Below are 20,931 nucleotides of genomic sequence, written 5' to 3'. Positions count from 1 at the left end.
ACTCTTAAATAAAAAATTCACAAACATCAACTTCCAGAACTTTTGCAATTTTATACAAATAGTTTAAATTAAATTTTTTACTATTCTTATTGTTCTCATAATCTGAATAAGAACCTGATGAATTGATACCTATTCCAACAGCAAGATTTAATTGCGTAATGCCTGCTTGCTTTCTAATTCGTTTTATATTTTGAGAGATTTTCAAATGAAAATCTGAAACTTCATCTGACTTGAATTCGACATTTAGCATATTCTTTTAAAACTTAAGAAAGTTTTAAAAGAATATGCTAAATTAATTTTAAAAAACTCTATATATAGAGTTTTTATATAAAATATAAAATAATTCTTTCCTTAACAAGGCGAATAATAAAAACTAATGAATTTACTTAAGAATAATAAAAACACACATTCTATCTTAATCTCAGCTGTTGGTCTTGCTGGCACAGGGTCAGTAATTACCAAATAATGACTAACAATAAAATCGTATTTCTTGTTATATTATTGGCCCTGTAATGGCTTTTATAAGAAACTAATAACTATTGAGCAAATAGCTTTCTAGAAGTTCTTTGTAAAAATTCCCCTTTAACCACTTCGACCACCACATCCCAACGCCCTTTTAAGGGTAATGTTACTTGTGCTTGATATTGATTTATTTCTTGGTGAAATGCCATATTGATAGAAAAATCATGTGCTTTTTCTAAAGGACGATAAAAATATGCTGTAACCAAAGCATTTGCTAGGGTCTTGCCGTTCTGTGCACTATTAGCCATATAGGTTTGTTTAATATTATGAGTCACAACCTTAGGAATAGTAAGGTTTAATGTCCAGCCAAGCCGTGCTAATTGCTTCTTATGGTTCAATGTTTCTGCGTAGCGTTTGCCACTCGAATATGCATCTTCAACCACTAACCCTGGATGGGTTTCAAGTGCGGTAATAATTCGATAGACAGTCGCACCCACTAAAGTGATAAACAACACTAGCATGGCCATCATAATTGGGCTTTTGTGAATACTCATTACATACTCTTAGGTGTGAAAAATGAAGTCTTATATTCTAAAGTGGCTTGTTCGCTTTTAACCACAAATATAACATCGTTATCAGCGCCTACATCACTTTCAAAGGCGCTTAAATAAACATAAATAGATTTAACATTACCACTTGGAATCATCACTACTTTGAACGCTTTTTTAGATTTTAGGTTTCCTATTTTACTGCTAAAACTAATACTAATTGGCATGACTTTATCTGTCTTATTCATGACTTTTAGTTCGTATTTATTGCGAATTGAGCCATCAGAAAGCTGTACAAATAGTGGCTGCCTGTCGTGCAATACTTTTAAATCCATTTGCGCAAGATTTAAAATACCATAAGTCAATACTGATAATGCTGATAATAATATTGATGCATAAATAATAACCCTTGGGCGTTTATAAAGTGCTTTAACTGGTTTGTTAAATTTCATTTCAGCTAAGGAGGTATAACGAATTAAGCCTTTAGGCTTACCAACCTTCTCCATCACCGAATCACAAGCATCGATACACAGTCCACAAGTAATGCAGCCATACTCCTGACCTTTGCGGATATCAACACCTGTTGGGCAAACAGCAACGCATTGATGACAATCAATACAATCGCCAAACCCTTCAACAAACTCACTTCTTTTAAGCCTGCCACGCTGCTCGCCACGATAATGGTCATAAGTTGGTAGAATACTTTGGTCATCAACCATTGCCCCTTGAATGCGCGCATATGGACAAATCCACAAGCAAGTTTGCTCTCTCATAAACCCAGCAAATACGTAAGCACCAAGTGCAGTAGCGGCGGTGATGGCTATCGTTGTAGAGGTAATATCACCCTTAAAATAATCAGCCCAAGTGACTCCAAAATACAGCATCCAAGTAATACCAGAGAAAAGTGCGATTGCTATCCAAATAGAATGTTTAGCCAGTTTGAGCTTGAGCTTATTAAAACTCATTGGCGCCTTATCTAGCTTTCGGCGCTGGGCTGGCGTGCCTTCAATCCATTGCTCTATTTTGGTAAAGATATCCGTCCAAACCGTTTGAAAACAAAAATAACCACAAAACACTCGACCTAGAACAGTGGTCATAGCTGCTAATAAAATCGCTAAAAACAACAACACCATGGTGAGCATCCAAATATCTTGTGGGAAAATAGTAATGTCAAATAAGTGATACTGTCTTTTATCTATATCAAATAAAATAGCTTGCTTATCATTCCAAGTAAGGTATGGACCAATAAAAAATGGCGACCAAACAATAATGGCCAACCATTTAAAATTGCGGAACTTTCCCTTCATACGTTTTGCATGAATGGTTTCATCCCCTAGGTTTTGTACCCATTGTTCACCCTCTTCATATAGGCTTTCTACTTGGATTTTTTTGTCTGTCATACTTGCCTCTTTAATGGGGGGGGGGGGGGGGGGATATTTTAACCTTGCGTATCATATCATCAATCCTAATTTTTTTCTTGATTTGCATCAAAAAATACAACAATTTAAACCCACTTATCAATAAAACTCGCTTGCTGATATAATGCCTAATTTTTTGGACAGGATTTAACATGAAAGATATTATTGAACAAGCCTTTGAAAACAGAGCTAATATTAACCCACAATCAGCCAGCATAGAAATCAAACAAGCCGTTGCTGAGGCCATCCATTTGCTTGATTCAGGCCAAGCACGTGTTGCCGAGCAAAAAGGTGTGGGCGATTGGGTTGTTAACGAATGGTTAAAAAAAGCAGTCCTGTTATCTTTTAGATTAGAAGACAATGTCGTTATGCAAGGTGGTTTTACTCAATACTTTGACAAAGTGCCTTCTAAATTTGCTGATATGTCAGCAGATGAATTTAATACAGCAGGTGTTCGTGTGGTGCCACCAGCAAGTGCACGCCGCGGCTCTTTCATTGCTAAAGACACAGTGCTAATGCCCAGTTATGTCAATATTGGCGCTTATGTGGACTCAGGCACGATGGTAGATACTTGGGCAACAGTTGGCTCATGCGCACAAATCGGTAAAAACGTTCATCTATCAGGTGGTGTTGGCATCGGCGGTGTATTAGAGCCATTACAGGCCAGTCCAACGATTATTGAAGACAACTGTTTTATTGGTGCCAGGTCAGAAGTCGTGGAAGGCGTAATTGTTGAACAAGATGCGGTTATTTCAATGGGGGTTTATATTGGACAATCCACCAAAATTTTCAATCGTGAAACGGGAGAAATCACGTATGGACGTATTCCTGCTGGTTCAGTAGTTGTATCTGGCAATTTACCAAGCAAAGATGGCACTTATTCGCTTTATTGTGCAGTAATTGTCAAGCAAGTTGATGCCAAGACACGCTCTAAAGTGGGTATCAACGAGCTTTTACGAGGCATTTAAACAAGCAAATGACACTTCTTTTCTTAGCAAAAAAGTTCATTACTTTTTTTGTTGAGCCATTAGGGTTAATACTAGCCTTAGCACTTGTTGGCTTGTATTTCTTATATCGGTCTAGTTATACAAAGGCTAGGGTGCTTCTAAGTATTTCTGTCTTCTTGTTGCTATTTTTTAGCTACCCACCAGTTGCTAATAATTTAATAATACCACTAGAAAACACTTACCAAAAATACAACCTTAACAATAACAACATTGAATATATCCATGTTTTAGGTGCTGACCATTATGATAATACTAACCGGCCATTGTCTAGCCAAATCAGCAATGCTAGCTTAAAAAGAACCATAGAGGGTGTTCGCATCTTTAAGGCCATCAATAATCCCAATTTAAAGATGATTTTTACTGGTTATGAGGGGTCAAGCAACCTCATAACCAATGCAAAAATTTCCAAAGTTGCGGGCATTAGTCATCAAAGTATAATCATTAATGGGCAACCAAAAGACACTCAAGAAGAGGCAGTACTTGCTAAATCAATTATTAATGACAAGTCTTTTGCGCTTGTTACTTCAGCATCACATATGCCTAGGGCCATGACACTATTCAAAAATATGGGCATGAACCCAATTGCTGCGCCCACAGATTTTCATGGGAAGAATCAAGCATGGCTTACTCAACCAACTATTGGCGCTTTTAAAAAATCAGAAATTGCCATTCACGAGTTCTTGGGCATTGCTTGGCATTATCTAATTCATTAAGAAAATAAAGTATTTTAATACGCCAAAATACTTATAAAGCAACAGATAGTGCAATGCCTGCAAAAATGACCATGCCTATATAATTATTATGTAAAAATCCGTGAAAACAGTCGTTCTTCTTGCGATTTCTAATAAGAAATTGATGATAAATCATTAACAATGCAACCAAGACTAATGAAATGTCATAAAGGATAGTTAGATTGAAAACATCTGACATTTTTATTAGAATTAACAACAATCCAATTTGCAGAATTCCGATGATTAATCGGTCAAATTTAGCAAATAAAATAGCAGTTGATTTGACCCCAATTTTTAAATCTTCTTCTCGATCAGCCATGGCGTACATCGTGTCATAGATTACCGTCCAAATTATCGTTGCTGCAAATACATACCAAATAGTAATTGGCATGGTATTAAGGGTTGCTGAAAAAGCCATTGGCACACTCATAGAAAATGCCAAACCTAATACAAACTGTGGCAAGTTAGTCCAACGCTTAGTGAATGGATACAAAATTGTTAATAGTGCTGTAATCATCGCAAGTTGAACGGTTAGCCAATTGGTTAATAGTACCAATACAAATGCCAGCATAATTAGTAACACAAACAATTTAAGCGCAGATTTATGATTAATCTCACCTGAAGTAATGGGTCTGTGTTTGGTGCGTTCTATGAGTTTATCAATGTGTCTGTCTGCATAGTCATTAATCACACAACCTGCTGATCGCATTAAAACAACGCCCAAAACAAAAATCAATAATAATTTTAGATCAGGTACGCCTTCTGCTGCCAAAAACAACGCCCACAATGTTGACCATAATAATAAATAAATACCAATTGGCTTATCTAAACGCATCAGGCGCAAATATGCCCCGAAGGAAGTAGTCTTGGGCTGCGAGCTCATAGTTTAGCTAAAAATTCTTCCAGTTCGACTGGCAAAGATACATTCACTTTCTGAATATCATTGGTTAATGGATTGGTGAAGATAAGCTGATGTGCATGTAGGAATAATCTTTTTAAGCCTTTGAATTTAACTTGCCTGTCAAATTCTTTGTCCCCATATTTGTCATCACAAGCCAGTGCATGTCCAGCATACTTTGCGTGCACGCGGATTTGGTGAGTGCGTCCAGTTTCAATACTAACCTCAACCAATGAAGCAGAAAAATCCCCAGCAGAAAAATTTTTAAGTGGCTGAAAATGACTAACTGCATATTTACCCTTAGCATCCACCACAACGTATCTTGAGTTTTGATAAAGTGGTGCATCAATAGTATGACGCTTTTTTGACCAGACTCCCTTAACCAAGGCTGTATAGCGTTTTTCAACAGTGTGCTGACTGAGTTGCTCGTGCAAATTTTTTAAAACGTTACGCTTTTTAGCAATTAAAAGCACCCCAGAAGTGGCGCGATCTAATCGGTGTACCAATTCAATGGGCTCTTTATACATTTGCCTAAGCGCTTCAATAACACCAACATCAACCCCAGAGCCACTATGTACTGCCAAGCCACTTGGCTTGTTGATAATAAGCAAACCCTTGTCCTCATACAACTTAGCATCGATTAATAATTTTTTTAAGCTATCTGAGGTATATACAGAATTAGTGACAGACACTTTAATTGGCGGAATACGCACAACATCATCCAAAATGAGTTTATAGTCCGCTTTTTTTCTGCCTTTATTAACGCGCACCTCACCTTTGCGAATAACCCGGTAGATGTGTGATTTGGGAACGCCTTTAAGTGTTTTAAGCAAATAATTATCCAGGCGTTGACCCTCTGAAAATTCATCAACCGTTTGAAAACTCACGCTCACGCTAAGAAAAGTTGTTCAAAATTATTTGTGGTTGTATTGGCAATATCATTAATACTCACGCTACGAATTTCAGCTAACTTTTCAGCAACATAATAGCTATAAGCTGGTGAATTAGGCTTGCCTCTATAAGGTACAGGCGTTAAATAAGGTGAATCAGTCTCAACTAGCAATCTATCGCTGGGTACTTTTTTTGCCACTTCACGTAAATCTTTAGCACTTTTAAAGGTAACAATGCCAGAAAAAGAAATAAAAAAACCTAAATCCAATGCTGCCTTAGCAGTTTCCCAGTCCTCAGAAAAGCAATGCATAACGCCCTGTTCAGCTTTTTCAGCTTGCATAATTGCAATGGTGTCTTCTTTGGCGTTACGTGTATGAATAATCATCGGCTTGCCTGATTGGTTTGAGGCTTTAATATGCCGCCTAAAACGATCTCTTTGCCAGTCAGCCGTGTCTTTTTCAACATGGAAATAATCCAAGCCAGTTTCACCAATAGCAATAATTTTGTCATGTTCTGACAATGCTAATAATTCTTTCACACTTGGATCTTTACCCTCTAGTTCACAAGGATGCACGCCAACTGAGCCGTAAATTTGCGAATGGTTTTTCGCTAAAGAAAGCACCTCATCAAAATGCTCTAAATCAATACACACACATAAAAATTGCGTTACCGATAATTCTTTAGCGTGAACAAGCATACGCTCAACACTACCACCAAAAGCGGATAAATCTACCCTATCAAGATGACAATGCGAGTCAACTATTTGCACAATTAATTAAAAACCAAGTTGCTTAAATAAATCTTTGGCTTTGTTTTTTAGCTCTTCTGTGCCACCAAAATTCAATGAGTCTTTAATTTTATCTAAGTTAAATTTTTCTTTAATATTATCCACCCCCAATTTACGCATTAAGGTCTCTTTAATTTCTTTCTTACCCAGTTCAATGCCTTTTTTCTCTAAAGCGCCTTTTAGATTTTTAAGCACAACTGTCATCAATTCTTGACCAACTTGACTAAGTGCAATACCATTACCACCACCGAATTTTTGAAGATTAATATTGGGCACTTTGATGGTTTCTTTAAGCCACTTTGTGTCAATTTTTAATGTGGTATTAATGACATTAAATTGATTAATTTTAATTCTTTTATTGCCAGCACTTTGGGTCTTTTCATATGAAGATAAAGTAGTGTCACTACTCGCTTTATCTAAGTTATCAATTAGTGTAACTAAATTCACATTGGCTTTATTTTGTTCCAAAACAAAATGCATTCCATCAAAAGATAGCTCATCAATGACAATCAAATCTGAGGTGGTTTCATCACTTATTTTTAATACAAAGTGGTCTAAAGAAAAGACATCTTTATTGTTGAAATTTGGTGGATTCTGCACTTCAATAAAATCAATATTTAGACGTTTATCTAAAAAACTACTGCTAAATTGGCTAATGGTTACCGGTGTTTTGAGTAAATTTTGTGCATATTGTTGTGCATATTTTTTACCCATTGGGTCAAATGCAAACGTCATAATAAGCGCTAAAACAATAATCAAACCTATTAGAAAATACCCTATTTTTTTCATTTTTCTCTCCTAAGAATTAATAAATATCGCCTGCCCAAGACTCCTGGAACGCATAACGGCTGAATGTTTATACCGTAAGGCAATGTCTCTTGTTGAAAGCTCGCTGCTTTCATCAGCAAGTATTCGCCATTATCGCATAATAAATGTTGTGTCAATTTCAATATTTTTTCAACCTCTGAAAAGGCTCTTGAAATAATCTGTCCAAAGCGAAACTCAACTTGATAAGTTTCTACTCTATTATTAATCACATTAAGATTTTTCAATTGTAGTTGGGTTTTGACAAATTGCATAAAACAACATTTTTTACCAACTGTATCAAGCACAGTAACTGAAAGCTCAGGTCTCATAATACTAATCACGATACCTGGTAGACCCGCACCAGAACCGACATCTAATAAGGGCTTATCTTTAATATACGTAATGACTGATAAGCTATCTAATAAGTGCTTGTAAACGCCTTGCTCTATGGTTCTGATGGCGCTTAGGTTGTAAGTCTTATTCCATTTAATAATCAACTCAAGATAGTTCATCAATTTGCTGATTTGTTCACTTTCAAGCTTAATACCCATCAAGCTGGCACCTTCTATTAACAACGCTTCAGAACTCATTTTGACTGATACGTTTTTAAATAAACCAACAAAATGGAAATAGAAGCAGGGGTGACACCTTGGATACGGCTTGCTTGACCAATGGTCTCTGGCTTGTGCAGTTCAAGTTTTTGTCTGACCTCAGCAGAGAGTGCTTTAATTGAGTCATAATCTATCTCTGCAGATAGTGCTGTATTTTCATTCTTGCGGTATTTTTCAATTTCCTCTAATTGGCGCTTAATGTAACCGGCATATTTGATTTGATTTTCAACCGCATTAATTAAAGTAGCATCCGTTAAAAACGGTTTGCCAGATTCGATTTGGCTTAATGTTTGATAATCAACCTTAGGCCGTTTAAGCAGCTCAAGTAAAGAATATTCATGGTTTAAATTTTGATTTAAAACTACGCCAGCTTGAGTGTCCCTCGCTTGTATCCAAGTATTTTTAAGACGATTTTTTTCTTGTACGATAGCCTCATATTTAACTTGAAAAGACTGCCAACGCGCCTCACTAATCAACCCAAGCTCTTTAGCCTTGGGCGTAAGGCGCTCATCTGCATTATCCTCTCTTAATAGAAGTCGATATTCAGCGCGTGAAGTAAACATTCGATAAGGCTCATTAGTGCCTTTAGTAATCAAATCATCCACCATAACGCCAATATAAGACTCATCACGTTTTGGTAACCAAGCGTCTTTTTCTAATATAGCACATGCCGCATTAACACCTGCCAACAACCCTTGGGCTGCTGCTTCTTCATAGCCTGTAGTGCCATTAATTTGCCCGGCGAAGTATAGCCCTGAAATTTTCTTAACTTCTAGTGTTTGCTTCAGCCCTCTTGGGTCAAAAAAATCATATTCAATCGCATAGCCTGGACGTATGATTTGAGCATTTTCAAAACCCTTAATTGAATGAATAAAATCTAATTGTATTTCATAAGACAACGATGTAGACACCCCATTTGGGTAAACCTCATTGGTGGTTAGTCCTTCAGGCTCAACAAAAATTTGATGTGAATCACGTTCACTAAAGCGCACCACCTTATCTTCAATTGACGGGCAATATCTGGGGCCAACACCTTCGATATTACCAGTAAACATGGGTGAGTCTTTTAATCCGTTGCGAATAAAATCATGGGTTTTTTCGTTAGTATGCGTGATATAGCAAGGGATTTGCCTTGGATGGTCTTCTTTAACACCTATGAATGAAAATGTCGGTAGTGGCGTGTCTCCTGGTTGTACCTGCATGAGAGAATAGTCCAATGTTCTACCGTCCAGTCTTGGTGGTGTGCCCGTTTTTAGTCGACTAACGCCCAAATCGTAAGAGCGCAATTTTCTTGACAAGGCGTTTGATGGCGCATCACCTGCACGACCGCCTTGAAAATTACACTGTCCAATATGGATAACACCGCCAAAAAAAGTACCTGATGTTAAAATAACCTTATCCGCCATAAAGGCAAGCCCCATCTGAGTTACCACGCCTTTAATTTGATCATGCTCCATGATTAAATCATCAACCGCCTGCTGAAATAAAGATAGGTTATCTTGATTTTCTAAAGCATAATGAATCTGTGCTTTATACAAAATACGATCAGCTTGCGCACGAGTCGCACGCACTGCAGGACCTTTTGAAGCATTCAACGTGCGAAATTGTATCCCAGATTTGTCAATCGCGTGTGCCATAACACCGCCCATCGCATCAATTTCCTTAACCAAATGCCCCTTACCAATCCCGCCAATTGCAGGATTACAGCTCATTTGCCCAAGCGTTTCAATATTATGAGAAATAAGCAACGTACTAACACCCATACGAGCACTCGCAAGTGCCGCCTCTGTGCCAGCATGACCGCCACCAATGACAATCACTGAATAGTGTTTAGTTTGCCCCATGTTCATGACTCAAGAATCAAAAAAAGACCCGTTTAAACGAGCTTTTTTTGATTCTTGCTTGCTAAGCGTCTACTTAACTTGGGCGTCCAATTCACCAGAGAAGTATCTTTGACCCATAGTGTCTAATGAAGAAACTTTGATTTTATCTGCATTGCCCGCTGAGCCAAACGCTTCAAAACGTGCTGCACAAATATCACTCATTGCATTGGTTGCTTCTTTTAAAAATTTACGCGGATCAAAATTTGATGTATTTTCAACCAAGTGTCTGCGAACCGCTCCTGTTGACGCCATGCGTAAATCAGTATCAATATTAACTTTACGTACACCGTGTTTTATGCCTTCTTGAATCTCTTCCACAGGGACGCCATAAGTTTGACCCATGTCACCACCAAAATCGTTAATAATTTTTAACCAGTCTTGTGGCACTGAAGAAGAGCCGTGCATCACTAAATGCGTATCTGGAATACGTGCATGGATTTCTTTAATTCTGTCAATGCGCAACACATCGCCTGTTGGCTCTTGAGTAAACTTATAAGCGCCGTGCGAGGTACCAATAGCAATGGCTAATGCATCAACATCAGTTACCTTAACAAAATTAGCGGCTTCTTCAACTGAGGTTAGCAACATATCTAAATCTAACTTACCTTCAGCACCATGACCATCTTCTTCGCCCATCATACCAGTTTCTAATGAACCTAAACAACCTAACTCACCTTCAACGGAAACACCACCTGCGTGTGCCATTTTCACAACTTCAGCAGTCACATTAACATTATATTCAAATGAAGCCGGTGTTTTCATGTCTGCTTCTAATGAACCATCCATCATCACTGATGAAAAACCTGATTGAATTGAGCGCAGACAAACAGATGGCTCAGAGCCATGGTCTTGGTGCATAACCACTGGAATGTGTGGATACATTTCGGTTGCTGCTAAAATTAAATGGCGTAAAAATGGCTCGCCTGCATAGTCCCTTGCACCAGCAGAACCTTGCATAATAACAGGGCTGTTGGTTTTATCTGCAGCTCGCATAATAGCATGGACTTGCTCCATATTGTTAACATTGAATGCTGGCATACCATAGCCATTCTCTGCTGCGTGGTCTAATAGTTCTCTTAATGAAATTAACATATTTTTCTCCTTTTTAAGTCGTTAAAGTTTAGCATTTTTCTATTTAATAGTTACGCTTTTTTACTCTTATTTTAATACTCTAAATCACCCACTGTCAAAATTTTCATCAGATTTGTACCGCCAGACTTATCTGTATACGTACCCTTGGTTAGTATAACAGTATCGCCATCATCAACAAAATCGCCAACTTGTAAACGCTTGATAACAGCCTTGTTTATCTCTGCCCAATCTTTTCTAGTTGATAAAAAACAAGGATGAACCCCTCTATAGAGGGTAGCTTTTTGCAAAGTTGATACTTTATCAGACATCGCTACAATAGGAATACCTGAACTAATTCTTGACATCCATATGGCAGTTTTACCACTCTCTGTTAGGGTTGCAATCACCCTAGCACCTATATGATTAGCAGCATACATTGCACTCATAGCAATGGTTTCGTCAATATAAGTAAAGGTTTCATCAAGACGATGATGGGATATTTTAGCAATGGGGTTTTTTTCAGCTTCAATACAAACATCATGCATAGTTTTAACAGCATTTTCAGGAAAATCACCTACCGCTGTTTCAGCTGAAAGCATTACTGCATCAGTACCATCTAATACTGCGTTAGCAACATCAAAAACCTCAGCACGAGTTGGGGTTGGACTGATAATCATTGATTCCAACATTTGTGTTGCAGTAATAACAATTCGATTATTTGATCTGGCCAACTTAATTAAGCGTTTTTGTTGTGCAGGTAATTGTGCATCACCAATTTCAACACCCAAATCGCCACGTGCTACCATAATGCCTACCGACTCTTTGATGATATCTAAAATAACATCCTCTACCAAAGACTCGGCACGTTCAATTTTTGAAATTACACCGGCATTACAACCCGCTTGTTCTAATAATTGCTTAGTTTCACGAACATCATCGCCACTAACTGGAAATGATAAGGCCACATAATCTGCTTTAGCTTTTGCTGCAATTAGGATATCTTTTTTATCTTTTTCAGTCAATGCATTAGCAGACAAGCCACCGCCACGAAGGTTAATGCCTTTTTTATCTGACAAAATACCGCCTTGTGTCACAATGGTATTAATTTTATTGTCTTTAATGCTAGTAACCTCTAGTACTATTTTTCCATCATCCAATAATAAGACATTACCAATCTGCACCTCTTGTGGTAATTTTTTATACGCAATACCCACCGAATGCTTATTACCTGAATTCTCATCCAAATCAGCATCAAGTACAAAGGCGTCGCCATTACTCAATTGGATTTTCATGCCATCTTTGAAAGCAGCAATGCGGATTTTAGGGCCTTGAAGATCCATCAAAACACCCACATAAGTCTGGTTGGCTTGCGCCCAATCGCGTACTGCCTTCACTCTGTTTAAATGCTCTTCCTCTGAACCGTGTGAGAAATTAATGCGCACAACATTAACACCTGCTCCAAGAATACGGGTTAATACACCCTCTTTATCTGTTGCAGGACCAAGTGTGATTAATATTTTAGTTCTTCTAGGCAAAATCTACACCCGCAGTCCTTTGTTCTAAAATTTCTACTGCTGGCAATGTTTTGCCCTCTAAAAACTCTAAAAATGCACCGCCACCTGTTGAAATATAGCTTATTTTGTCTTCAATACCGTATTTATCAACAGCTGCCAATGTATCACCACCACCAGCAATTGAAAATGCATCAGATTCAGCAATTGCCTTACCCAATGTCTTGGTACCACCAGCAAATTGATCAAATTCAAACACCCCAACTGGGCCGTTCCACACAATCGTACCTGCATTTTTCATAATTTCAGCTAACTGCTTAGCAGACTCAGGTCCAATATCAAAAATCATATCATCATCAGCAACATCGGTAGATGCTTTGGCCTGTGCCTCAGCAGTTTCTGAAAACTCCTTGCCACAAACTACGTCTGTTGGCACTAGAATTTCACAATCTTCCATGAGTTTTTTAGCCGTTAGAATAAAATCATGTTCACACAAAGATTTGCCCACATTAAAACCCTGAGCCGCAATAAAGGTATTGGCAATACCACCACCTACAACCAGCTGATCCACTATTTTGGATAAAGACTCAAGTACGGTCAATTTTGTTGAAACTTTAGAGCCACCAACAATCGCAACCATTGGACGCTTAGGGTTATCTAATGCCTTGCCAAGCGCATCAAGCTCACCCGATAATAATGGACCTGAACAAGCAATGGGTGCATATTTAGCAACACCATGAGTAGACGCCTGAGCGCGATGCGCAGTACCAAATGCGTCCATCGCAAAAATATCACACATCAAAGCCATACGCTTAGATAAGTTATCGTCATTAGCCATTTCACCAGCATTAAAGCGTACGTTTTCACAAAGTACCACTTCACCATCGTTCATTTGAACACCATCTAACCAATCTTTTTCTAAACGTACTGTAATGTTTAACAATTCACTCAAACGATCAGCAACAGGTTGTAGGCTAAATTCATCACTTGGCTCGCCTTCAATTGGACGCCCACGGTGTGACATTAGCATGACTTTAGCACCTTGTTTTAAAGCCATTTCAATGGTTGGCAGAGAAGCTTTAATACGCTTATCACTGGTAACAACCCCATTAGAAATTGGGACATTAAGGTCTTGACGAATTAACACTCGCTTTGAACTTAAATCCAAATCTGATAAATTAATAACTGACATAATAATTCTCCTACTTAATTTATGCAATAGCCTGATTAACAATTTTAATCAGGCTTTTTTCAACAGGCTCAACTAATGACAATAGCCCCCATTAGCATTTGACAGTTGAGAAATCTGCTTAGAGGGTAATGCCAATCCAACTTTAGTAACATTATCCTGAGTATATACCGAAATTCGACACGGCAACATTATGGCTAAATTAATACCCTTTCCAAGAATATCTTTTGCAATTTTTGGATTACAAACTTCGAATATGTGGCATTCTTCTGCCAATGTTTGTTTAATGTCAAAAACATGCAAAATGCCAAATTGGTTGTCTATAACGGCCTGCTTGAGTTTTTCAATTACCTCACCAACACTAAGTTGTGAGCTTTTAATATATAAATTTGACATAAAAGCACGACTCGTATCACGAGCCGTATTTTTAATAGTTTAAGCAACATGCTCAACTAAACGAAGCATATTACAAGTATAACCATACTCGTTATCATACCAAGACACAACTTTAACAAACGTATCATCCAGTGCAATGCCTGCACCAGAATCAAAAATTGAAGAAGCGCTAAAACCACGGAAATCACTTGATACAACTAAGTCTTCAGTGTAGGCCAATGTGCCTTTCATTGAGCCTTCTGATGCCTCTTTCATAGCATCACAAATTTGCTCATAAGTGGCACTCTTGTTCAACTCGCAAGTTAAATCAACCACTGAAACATCAACCGATGGAATACGAAATGCCATACCTGTTAATTTGCCATTAAGCTCTGGCAATACAACGCCGACTGCTTTAGCAGCACCTGTTGATGAAGGAATGATATTCTCAAACACCGCACGACCACCTCTCCAATCTTTCATTGAAGGACCATCAACCGTTTTTTGTGTTGCTGTTGATGCATGAACTGTCGTCATTAGACCACGCTTTAATCCCCAATTATCATTAATCACTTTAGCGATTGGCGCAAGACAATTGGTGGTGCAAGACGCTGCTGAAATAATGGCTTGACCTGCATATTTGATGTGATTTACACCATAGACAAACATTGGTGTATCGTCTTTAGAAGGTGCTGATTGAACCACTTTTTTTGCACCTGCATCAATGTGTGCCTGGCAAGATTCTTCAGTTAAGAAAAAACCAGTACAGTCAATGGCCACATCTACATCAATATCACCCCACGCAAGATCAGCAGGATTGCGTTCAGCTGACAAGCGAATTTTTTTGCCATTGATGACAAAATTATCACCATCAACTGCAATATCACCGTTAAAACGACCGTGGGCTGTATCATACTTAAGCATATATGCTAAGTAATCATTGTCTAATAAGTCGTTAATGCCGACTACTTCTAGTTCTGGAAAATCCTTTGCAATGGCACGAAATACCATACGACCAATACGACCAAAACCATTAATACCTATTTTTATTACCATTTTCTCACTCCCTTTTTTACTTCATTACATTATGCCATTTGGGCATAAATCTCATTAAAAACACTAAAAAAATTATCAGTAACTCTCACCGTGTTTAAATTCATTATTTAACCAATAACGGCTTTCGCTTTTGCAATAACGTTATCTGTTGTAAAACCAAATGCTTTAAATAATTGATCCGCTGGCGCAGACTCACCGAAGGTTGTCATACAAACCACATCACCATCTAGACCTACGTATTTGTACCATCCATCACCAACACCTGCCTCAATTGCAAGGCGCTTAACACCTGGTGTCAAAACTGAGTCTTTATAAGCCTGATCTTGATCATCATAAGCATTTGTACAAGGCATTGAAACGACGCGTACCTTGACATCCATTGCTGCTGCTGCTTCAATTGCCAAGCCCACTTCAGAACCCGTTGTAATAAAAATAATATCAGCCGCACCTTCACAATCTTTAAGGACATAACCGCCTTTTTCAATATTAGCCACTTGCTCAGAAGTTCGCGCCATTGCTGTTAAAGTTTGGCGTGAAAAAACCAATCCTGTTGGTGCATTGCCTCTAAGCATCGCCATTTTCCAAGACACTGCTGATTCCACTGCATCGCATCCTCTCCAAGACTGGAAATTAGGAATCATACGCATGGTTGCCAACTGCTCAACTGGCTGATGCGTAGGGCCATCTTCACCCAGACCGATAGAATCATGGGTATAAACATAAATTGTGCCAATTTTCATTAGTGCGGACATGCGTAACGCATTACGCATAAATTCCATAAACATAAAGAAGGTTGCGCCATAAACCTTAAAACCACCATGAAGCACCATGCCATTCATCATGTGCGCCATACCAAATTCACGAACGCCCCATGAAAGATAATTACCATTTGCATTTTGTGCATTGACTTTTACAGTGCCTGACCAATTAGTTAGGTTAGAGCCAGTCAAATCAGCAGAGCCACCAAACATTTCTGGTAGTAAAGGGCCCATGGCCTCAATCGCACGTTGAGAGGCTTGACGAGAAGCAATGTTTGGCATCTCTTCTTGCGTTTTAGCAATAAATTTATCCATTTCAACTGCAAAATCAGCAGGCAAATCACCCGACATGCGACGCTCAAACTCAGCAGCATCTGCCGGAAACCCAGCCTTATAAGCTGCAAATTTAACATCCCAAGCTGATTCATCAGTAGCACCTTTTTCTTTATGGTCCCAACCTGCATAAATATCTGCAGGGATTTCAAATGGTGCAGAATCCCAACCCAATTCTTTGCGAGTTGCTGCAATTTCATCATCACCCAATGGCGCGCCATGACAATTATGCGTGCCACATAAATTAGGCGAACCAAAACCAATGGTTGTGCGTGTACAAATAAGTGAAGGTTTAGCGGTTTCAGCTTTGGCTGCATTAATAGCTACATTAATTGCGTCAGCATCATGACCATCAACATCACGAACAACATGCCAACCATAAGACTCAAAACGACCTGCTACATCTTTTTCCATCCAATCAGAAATATGGCCATCAATAGAGATGTCATTATCGTCCCAAAACGCAACCAATTTGCCAAGCCCCAACGTGCCTGCCATAGCGCAAGATTCATGAGACAAGCCTTCCATTAAACAACCATCACCCATAAATACATAGGTATTGTGGTCAACAATATCATGACCTGGCTTGTTAAACTGTGCCCCTAATGTACGCTCGGCAATTGCCATGCCAACTGCATTGGTAAGACCTTGTCCTAATGGACCTGTTGTTGTCTCAATACCATCTGCATAACCATATTCAGGATGACCTGCGGTTTTGGCATGCAATTGACGAAAATTTTTAATATCCTCCATGCTAAGGTCATAACCTGATAAATGTAGCAATGAATAAATCAGCATCGAGCCATGCCCGTTTGATAACACAAAACGGTCGCGGTCAGCCCATTTAGCGTGTGTTGGGTTGTACTTCAAATGATCATTCCAAAGTACTTGTGCAATATCTGCCATACCCATTGGTGCACCTGGATGACCTGAATTTGCCTTTTGAACTGCGTCCATGCTTAGAGCACGAATGGCATTTGCTAAATCTCTGCGTGATGGCATATAAAATTCCTTGAACAAAAACTGAATAATTATACGTAAAAACCACCCTTCAATCAAGACACTCCCAAATGATTGTTTTATAACAAAAAGTGATCACACAATAGGAACAACTGACTCAATTATGAGGCTAGTCTTATATGATAGACAAAAAAATACGTGTTAAAACATTGATATTATATGGTGGTTATAGGTGCCACAGAACCTATGTTTTATCCTGTTTCATAATTGTTCAGTTTACTGTAAATAACACCTTATTTTCAATAACTTACAACAATAGTTTGTTTCAAATCGTTTCATAAAGTTTTACTGATTTTCATAAAAAGTGGTATACAATTTAGTATACATTTTTTAATGATATACCAGTAAAATATCAAAAATTACCAGCAGATAAAACATCATGGCAACAGAATTTGAAATCAAAAAAGCAAAAGCAAAACATCGGCAATACCTAGATTTGATTGATAAAGGCATTAATCCATCCACATATAAATTTAGTGAGAAAGTAAAACTTACTTCTGATAGAACATTTAAAGAAGTGGTACTTGAATGGCATGATAAAAAACAGAAAACTGGCATATACAAAGACAACAAAGTATTAGGTAGACTAAATAATTATCTCTTTCCTAAAATTGGCAAATTACCAGCCAAAAAAATTGAACCACCAATGCTGTTTAACATCATGGAAAACATCCAAGAGGAGGGGCTTATTGAAACTAGCAATAGGGCCATAACTGTGCTTCTATGGTATTTCGTTACGGTGTAGCCAAGGGATACTGCACAAGAGACATGACAGCAGATTACAGGGGAACGCTAAAAACATCTATCAACAAACATATGCCAACATTAACTGATAAAGAAAAAATAGCTGAACTTCTAAAAGCCATTTCAGATTATCACGGCAAAAAAAGTTAAGTATGGCTTGCAAATCATCCCATATATTTTTATAAGAACCGGCGAGTTAACAAACTCAAAATGGGAATGGATTGATTTTGATAAAAACCAGTGGATTATTTCTGCTGAGTTTATGAAAATGAAAAGAGACCACTTAATCCCAATATCAACACAAGTAAAAGAACTACTATTAAAACTCAAACCCACTACAGGACGTAGCGACTACATATTCCCAAATGACAAAGACAGCAATAGAGCCATGTGTCCTGAGGGTCTTAACAAAGCCATTCGCAAACATTAATAATGGCAAATATATTGGCAAAATGGTGATGCACGGCTTTAGAGCCATGGCATCAACTATTTTAAAATGAGCATAATTTCAAATCCGATGTGATTGAAAAACAACTTGCCCATCAAGAACGAAATAAAGTGCGTGGAGCTTATAATCGTGCTGAATATTTACCTGAAAGGGTAGAATTAATGCAGTGGTATACTGATTATTTGGATAAATTGAAAATCTCTTAGATACCTTATATTTGTTATTGACTTATCCGTGGATTTGATATAGTGATTATAATTAATTTGTAAGGTAAAAATTATGACAATAACACTACATGGCTCTGTAGCTGAAATGGTGCAAGAACAGGTTTCTACTGGTAGTTACCAATCAGCAGAAGACCTTGTTTATGAGGCTCTAGAAGCTTTAGTAAGGCACAAAATTAATGAGGGCATCAATGAGGGAATAGCCGATATTGAAGCTGGTCGTTTTATGGAATTAAGACACGATAATATTGAAGAGGTACTTGCTAAACCTATTTCACAATGGTAGAAGTTCATATTTCTCGCAAGGCGAGAAAAGACCTAGATATATTCAAAGAATATATTGCACAAGACAACCTACAAAGAGCTGAAAGTTTTAGTGTGGAGCTCTTAACAAGTAGTATAAATATAATTTCAGAATTTCCACTATTTTGCCCTATATACAACGAACCCAAAGGAATAAGACGCTATGCATTTAAGAGGTACAATATTTATTACAGGTTGTCAGGTAATGGGAAAAGAGCGAATATATTGCATATACTAAACTCCGCACTACTGAAAAATATGACTTTGAAAGGTTTGTGATTTTAACTGAAACAAATAGCACTAAAAATCAAAACCAAGCTGAATATCTGCACTTTTACCAATATCAATGATATTGTCATCAGGCAGTATCAGCTCGTCAATTTTTGGCTTATTAGTTTGTTGGTGTTTAGTAATTAAACTCTCAGATTTCCTAAGATTTAATCGCATATCCCACAAACCCGTATAATGAGCTGGAGTATAGAACACCTCACGAGTCTCTAAAGTTAGCGAATTACCCACAACAACCTGAAATAGCACATACCATACTGCAATAGTCTAATTTTATTGGACACAAAGATAGCCTTATAATACAAACCATAAGGAGGTCAGTAATGACACAATATAAATCAAGAAAACAACGAGTGACTTTTACCGTTGAACATTCTGTTCAATACCCCCTTGAGGGGGAAACACTAGATTATGCCAAACTCATGGTGCATGAGAATTACACCAATAAAAAAAATCATGATAATATCAGGAGCTTGCTCCTCAGCAGTTAGCAGATGGAGAAAACAATACCTAGCAGAGCTTGGTGGACAAACACCAGAGTCAGGCAAAGCGCTGACTTCTGAACAACAAACAATACAACTGCTTGAGAAACAACTTTGGCGCGCACAAAGGGACAATGAAATCTTAAAAAAGGCAACAGCCTTGTTCGCTGTGGACAATCACCAAGTGATATGATTATCAAGATAAACAAGGCTTGCCAACAATACAATACTAAAGAATTATGAGCATTACTCAAACTTCCTCGCAGTAGTTATTACTATCAAGTCAAAGATAAGCGAGTAAACAACAACACCAACGCTATGATTAAATTAATCAAACAAACTGCTATTGAAGTTGGATACACCTATGGCAAACGCAGAATGCGAGTAGTTTTGAATAACCAAGGTTATAACATTGGTATTTACCAAACTGCAACGCTAATGAAAAAAGCCAATGTAGTTGCCATACGCCCAAGAAAGCGTCATTATTACCCTAATACTAGATTGATGTTTAAAAAGGCAAAAAACCTATTAAATCGTGTGTTTGAGCAGCAATCAATTAATACGCATTGGGTTGGTGATATTACCTATATCAAAACCTATCAAGGTGGGAGTTATTTAGCCAGTGTGTTGGATTTAGGCTCAAGACAAGTTGTTGGTTGGGCATTGTCAAAACAGCCTAATGCTCAGTTGGCAAAGGATGCGCTTAGTAATGCTGGTGTCTAGACACCAGCCCAATACAAATAAACACATGTTCCACTCTGATCAAGGGACTCAATACTCTTCTAAAGTTTTTATTGATTATTGCAACAAGAACAACATTACTCAAAGCATGAGCAGGCGAGGTAATTGTTGGGATAATGCGGTCATGGAGCGTTTCTTTAGAAGTCTGAAGACTGAGAGATTAAATTATCAAAGTTTTGCAAATCATAGTGAAGTCGTGCAAAATGTAGAGGGTTATATCTACTTGTATAATTACAAAAGGATTCATTCAGCGATTGGGTATTTAACACCTGCTCAAAAGATGGCTGAATTGAAAAAAGCGGCTTGAAATGTGTCCAAGTAGGTTAGAGCATTGCAAAGTGTCAA

At 37.9% G+C, this 20,931-nt stretch carries 23 protein-coding genes and 1 pseudogene; 8 read left to right on the top strand and 16 right to left on the bottom strand.

The genetic code is table 11. From position 1 onward, the window contains the following. Positions 1–4 precede the first annotated feature (4 nt). From CVFO_RS02100 to ccoG, 3 genes are all read right to left on the bottom strand, one after another. Positions 5–250, bottom strand: coding sequence for a helix-turn-helix domain-containing protein (locus tag CVFO_RS02100; protein ID WP_201339960.1), 246 nt, complete (start codon positions 248–250; stop codon positions 5–7). Between the two features lie 286 nt (positions 251–536). Next, positions 537–1,016 (bottom strand): FixH family protein, encoded by a 480-nt coding sequence (locus CVFO_RS02095; RefSeq protein ID WP_201339958.1) that lies wholly within the window; start codon positions 1,014–1,016, stop codon positions 537–539. Next, the gene (gene ccoG / locus CVFO_RS02090; RefSeq protein ID WP_201339956.1) at positions 1,016–2,410 is read right to left on the bottom strand and encodes a cytochrome c oxidase accessory protein CcoG; all 1,395 of its coding nucleotides are present in this window, start codon (positions 2,408–2,410) and stop codon (positions 1,016–1,018) included. The genes CVFO_RS02095 and ccoG overlap by 1 nt, the downstream gene beginning before the upstream one ends. A gap of 170 nt (positions 2,411–2,580) precedes the next feature. On the opposite strand from ccoG, the gene dapD reads away from it, so the two are divergent. Next, positions 2,581–3,396, top strand: coding sequence for a 2,3,4,5-tetrahydropyridine-2,6-dicarboxylate N-succinyltransferase (gene dapD, locus CVFO_RS02085; RefSeq protein ID WP_201339954.1), 816 nt, complete (start codon positions 2,581–2,583; stop codon positions 3,394–3,396). Positions 3,397–3,404: 8 nt separating this feature from the next. Next, positions 3,405–4,148, top strand: coding sequence for an ElyC/SanA/YdcF family protein (locus tag CVFO_RS02080; protein ID WP_201339953.1), 744 nt, complete (start codon positions 3,405–3,407; stop codon positions 4,146–4,148). 31 nt (positions 4,149–4,179) lie between these two features. Here CVFO_RS02080 and ubiA read toward each other — a convergent pair whose 3' ends face one another. The 12 genes from ubiA to tkt form a co-directional block, all read right to left on the bottom strand. Next, positions 4,180–5,049, bottom strand: a complete 870-nt coding sequence (ubiA, locus tag CVFO_RS02075; RefSeq protein WP_201339951.1) for a 4-hydroxybenzoate octaprenyltransferase — start codon at positions 5,047–5,049, stop codon at positions 4,180–4,182. Further along, the gene (locus CVFO_RS02070) at positions 5,046–5,957 is read right to left on the bottom strand and encodes an RluA family pseudouridine synthase (protein ID WP_201339949.1); all 912 of its coding nucleotides are present in this window, start codon (positions 5,955–5,957) and stop codon (positions 5,046–5,048) included. The genes ubiA and CVFO_RS02070 overlap by 4 nt, the downstream gene beginning before the upstream one ends. After that, the gene (locus CVFO_RS02065) at positions 5,954–6,724 is read right to left on the bottom strand and encodes a TatD family hydrolase (RefSeq protein WP_201339947.1); all 771 of its coding nucleotides are present in this window, start codon (positions 6,722–6,724) and stop codon (positions 5,954–5,956) included. Before CVFO_RS02065 ends, CVFO_RS02070 begins: the two co-directional genes overlap by 4 nt. 6 nt (positions 6,725–6,730) lie before the next feature. After that, a complete protein-coding gene (locus CVFO_RS02060) occupies positions 6,731–7,531 on the bottom strand; it encodes an AsmA family protein (RefSeq protein WP_201339945.1) in 801 nt (266 codons plus the stop codon). Next, on the bottom strand, positions 7,528–8,139 hold the full coding sequence (gene rsmG / locus CVFO_RS02055) for a 16S rRNA (guanine(527)-N(7))-methyltransferase RsmG (protein ID WP_201339943.1): 612 nt from the start codon (positions 8,137–8,139) through the stop codon (positions 7,528–7,530). Before rsmG ends, CVFO_RS02060 begins: the two co-directional genes overlap by 4 nt. After that, the gene (gene mnmG, locus CVFO_RS02050) at positions 8,136–10,004 is read right to left on the bottom strand and encodes a tRNA uridine-5-carboxymethylaminomethyl(34) synthesis enzyme MnmG (RefSeq protein ID WP_201340380.1); all 1,869 of its coding nucleotides are present in this window, start codon (positions 10,002–10,004) and stop codon (positions 8,136–8,138) included. Before mnmG ends, rsmG begins: the two co-directional genes overlap by 4 nt. Positions 10,005–10,073: 69 nt before the next feature. Further along, entirely contained in the window at positions 10,074–11,135 is a 1,062-nt protein-coding gene (gene fba / locus CVFO_RS02045; RefSeq protein ID WP_201339941.1) for a class II fructose-bisphosphate aldolase, read from the bottom strand. A 71-nt stretch (positions 11,136–11,206) separates the two neighbouring features. Beyond that, complete coding sequence (gene pyk / locus CVFO_RS02040) at positions 11,207–12,649, bottom strand: pyruvate kinase (protein ID WP_201339939.1); 1,443 nt, start codon at positions 12,647–12,649, stop codon at positions 11,207–11,209. Further along, complete coding sequence (locus CVFO_RS02035) at positions 12,642–13,817, bottom strand: phosphoglycerate kinase (RefSeq protein ID WP_201339937.1); 1,176 nt, start codon at positions 13,815–13,817, stop codon at positions 12,642–12,644. Before CVFO_RS02035 ends, pyk begins: the two co-directional genes overlap by 8 nt. Positions 13,818–13,889: 72 nt before the next feature. After that, positions 13,890–14,210, bottom strand: a complete 321-nt coding sequence (locus CVFO_RS02030) for a DUF302 domain-containing protein (RefSeq protein ID WP_201339935.1) — start codon at positions 14,208–14,210, stop codon at positions 13,890–13,892. Positions 14,211–14,249: 39 nt separating this feature from the next. Then, positions 14,250–15,245, bottom strand: coding sequence for a type I glyceraldehyde-3-phosphate dehydrogenase (gene gap / locus CVFO_RS02025; RefSeq protein WP_201339933.1), 996 nt, complete (start codon positions 15,243–15,245; stop codon positions 14,250–14,252). A 107-nt stretch (positions 15,246–15,352) separates the two neighbouring features. After that, complete coding sequence (gene tkt / locus CVFO_RS02020) at positions 15,353–17,338, bottom strand: transketolase (RefSeq protein ID WP_201339931.1); 1,986 nt, start codon at positions 17,336–17,338, stop codon at positions 15,353–15,355. 397 nt (positions 17,339–17,735) lie between these two features. Between tkt and CVFO_RS02015 the strand changes: the two genes are divergently transcribed. The 5 genes from CVFO_RS02015 (at position 17,736) to CVFO_RS09390 (ending at position 19,354) form a co-directional block, all read left to right on the top strand. Then, the gene (locus CVFO_RS02015) at positions 17,736–18,101 is read left to right on the top strand and encodes a phage integrase central domain-containing protein (RefSeq protein WP_201339929.1); all 366 of its coding nucleotides are present in this window, start codon (positions 17,736–17,738) and stop codon (positions 18,099–18,101) included. A gap of 23 nt (positions 18,102–18,124) precedes the next feature. Further along, positions 18,125–18,250, top strand: a complete 126-nt coding sequence (locus CVFO_RS09090) for a hypothetical protein (RefSeq protein WP_281064409.1) — start codon at positions 18,125–18,127, stop codon at positions 18,248–18,250. A 7-nt stretch (positions 18,251–18,257) separates the two neighbouring features. Next, a complete protein-coding gene (locus CVFO_RS02010) occupies positions 18,258–18,530 on the top strand; it encodes a tyrosine-type recombinase/integrase (RefSeq protein ID WP_201339928.1) in 273 nt (90 codons plus the stop codon). Positions 18,531–18,827: 297 nt separating this feature from the next. Beyond that, on the top strand, positions 18,828–19,058 hold the full coding sequence (locus CVFO_RS02005; RefSeq protein WP_201339926.1) for a ribbon-helix-helix domain-containing protein: 231 nt from the start codon (positions 18,828–18,830) through the stop codon (positions 19,056–19,058). Beyond that, the gene (locus CVFO_RS09390) at positions 19,052–19,354 is read left to right on the top strand and encodes a type II toxin-antitoxin system RelE/ParE family toxin (protein ID WP_201339924.1); all 303 of its coding nucleotides are present in this window, start codon (positions 19,052–19,054) and stop codon (positions 19,352–19,354) included. Before CVFO_RS02005 ends, CVFO_RS09390 begins: the two co-directional genes overlap by 7 nt. 21 nt (positions 19,355–19,375) lie before the next feature. Here CVFO_RS09390 and CVFO_RS01995 read toward each other — a convergent pair whose 3' ends face one another. Beyond that, entirely contained in the window at positions 19,376–19,612 is a 237-nt protein-coding gene (locus CVFO_RS01995) for a hypothetical protein (protein ID WP_201339922.1), read from the bottom strand. Positions 19,613–19,785: 173 nt separating this feature from the next. On the opposite strand from CVFO_RS01995, the pseudogene CVFO_RS01990 reads away from it, so the two are divergent. Further along, positions 19,786–20,893, top strand: a pseudogene (locus CVFO_RS01990) (IS3 family transposase). Positions 20,894–20,931: the final 38 nt, after the last annotated feature.

The sequence above is a fragment of the Isorropodon fossajaponicum endosymbiont JTNG4 genome (assembly GCF_016592615.1).
Lineage (GTDB): Bacteria > Pseudomonadota > Gammaproteobacteria > PS1 > Pseudothioglobaceae > Ruthia.
This window is presented reverse-complemented; position numbering and strand designations above follow the sequence as displayed.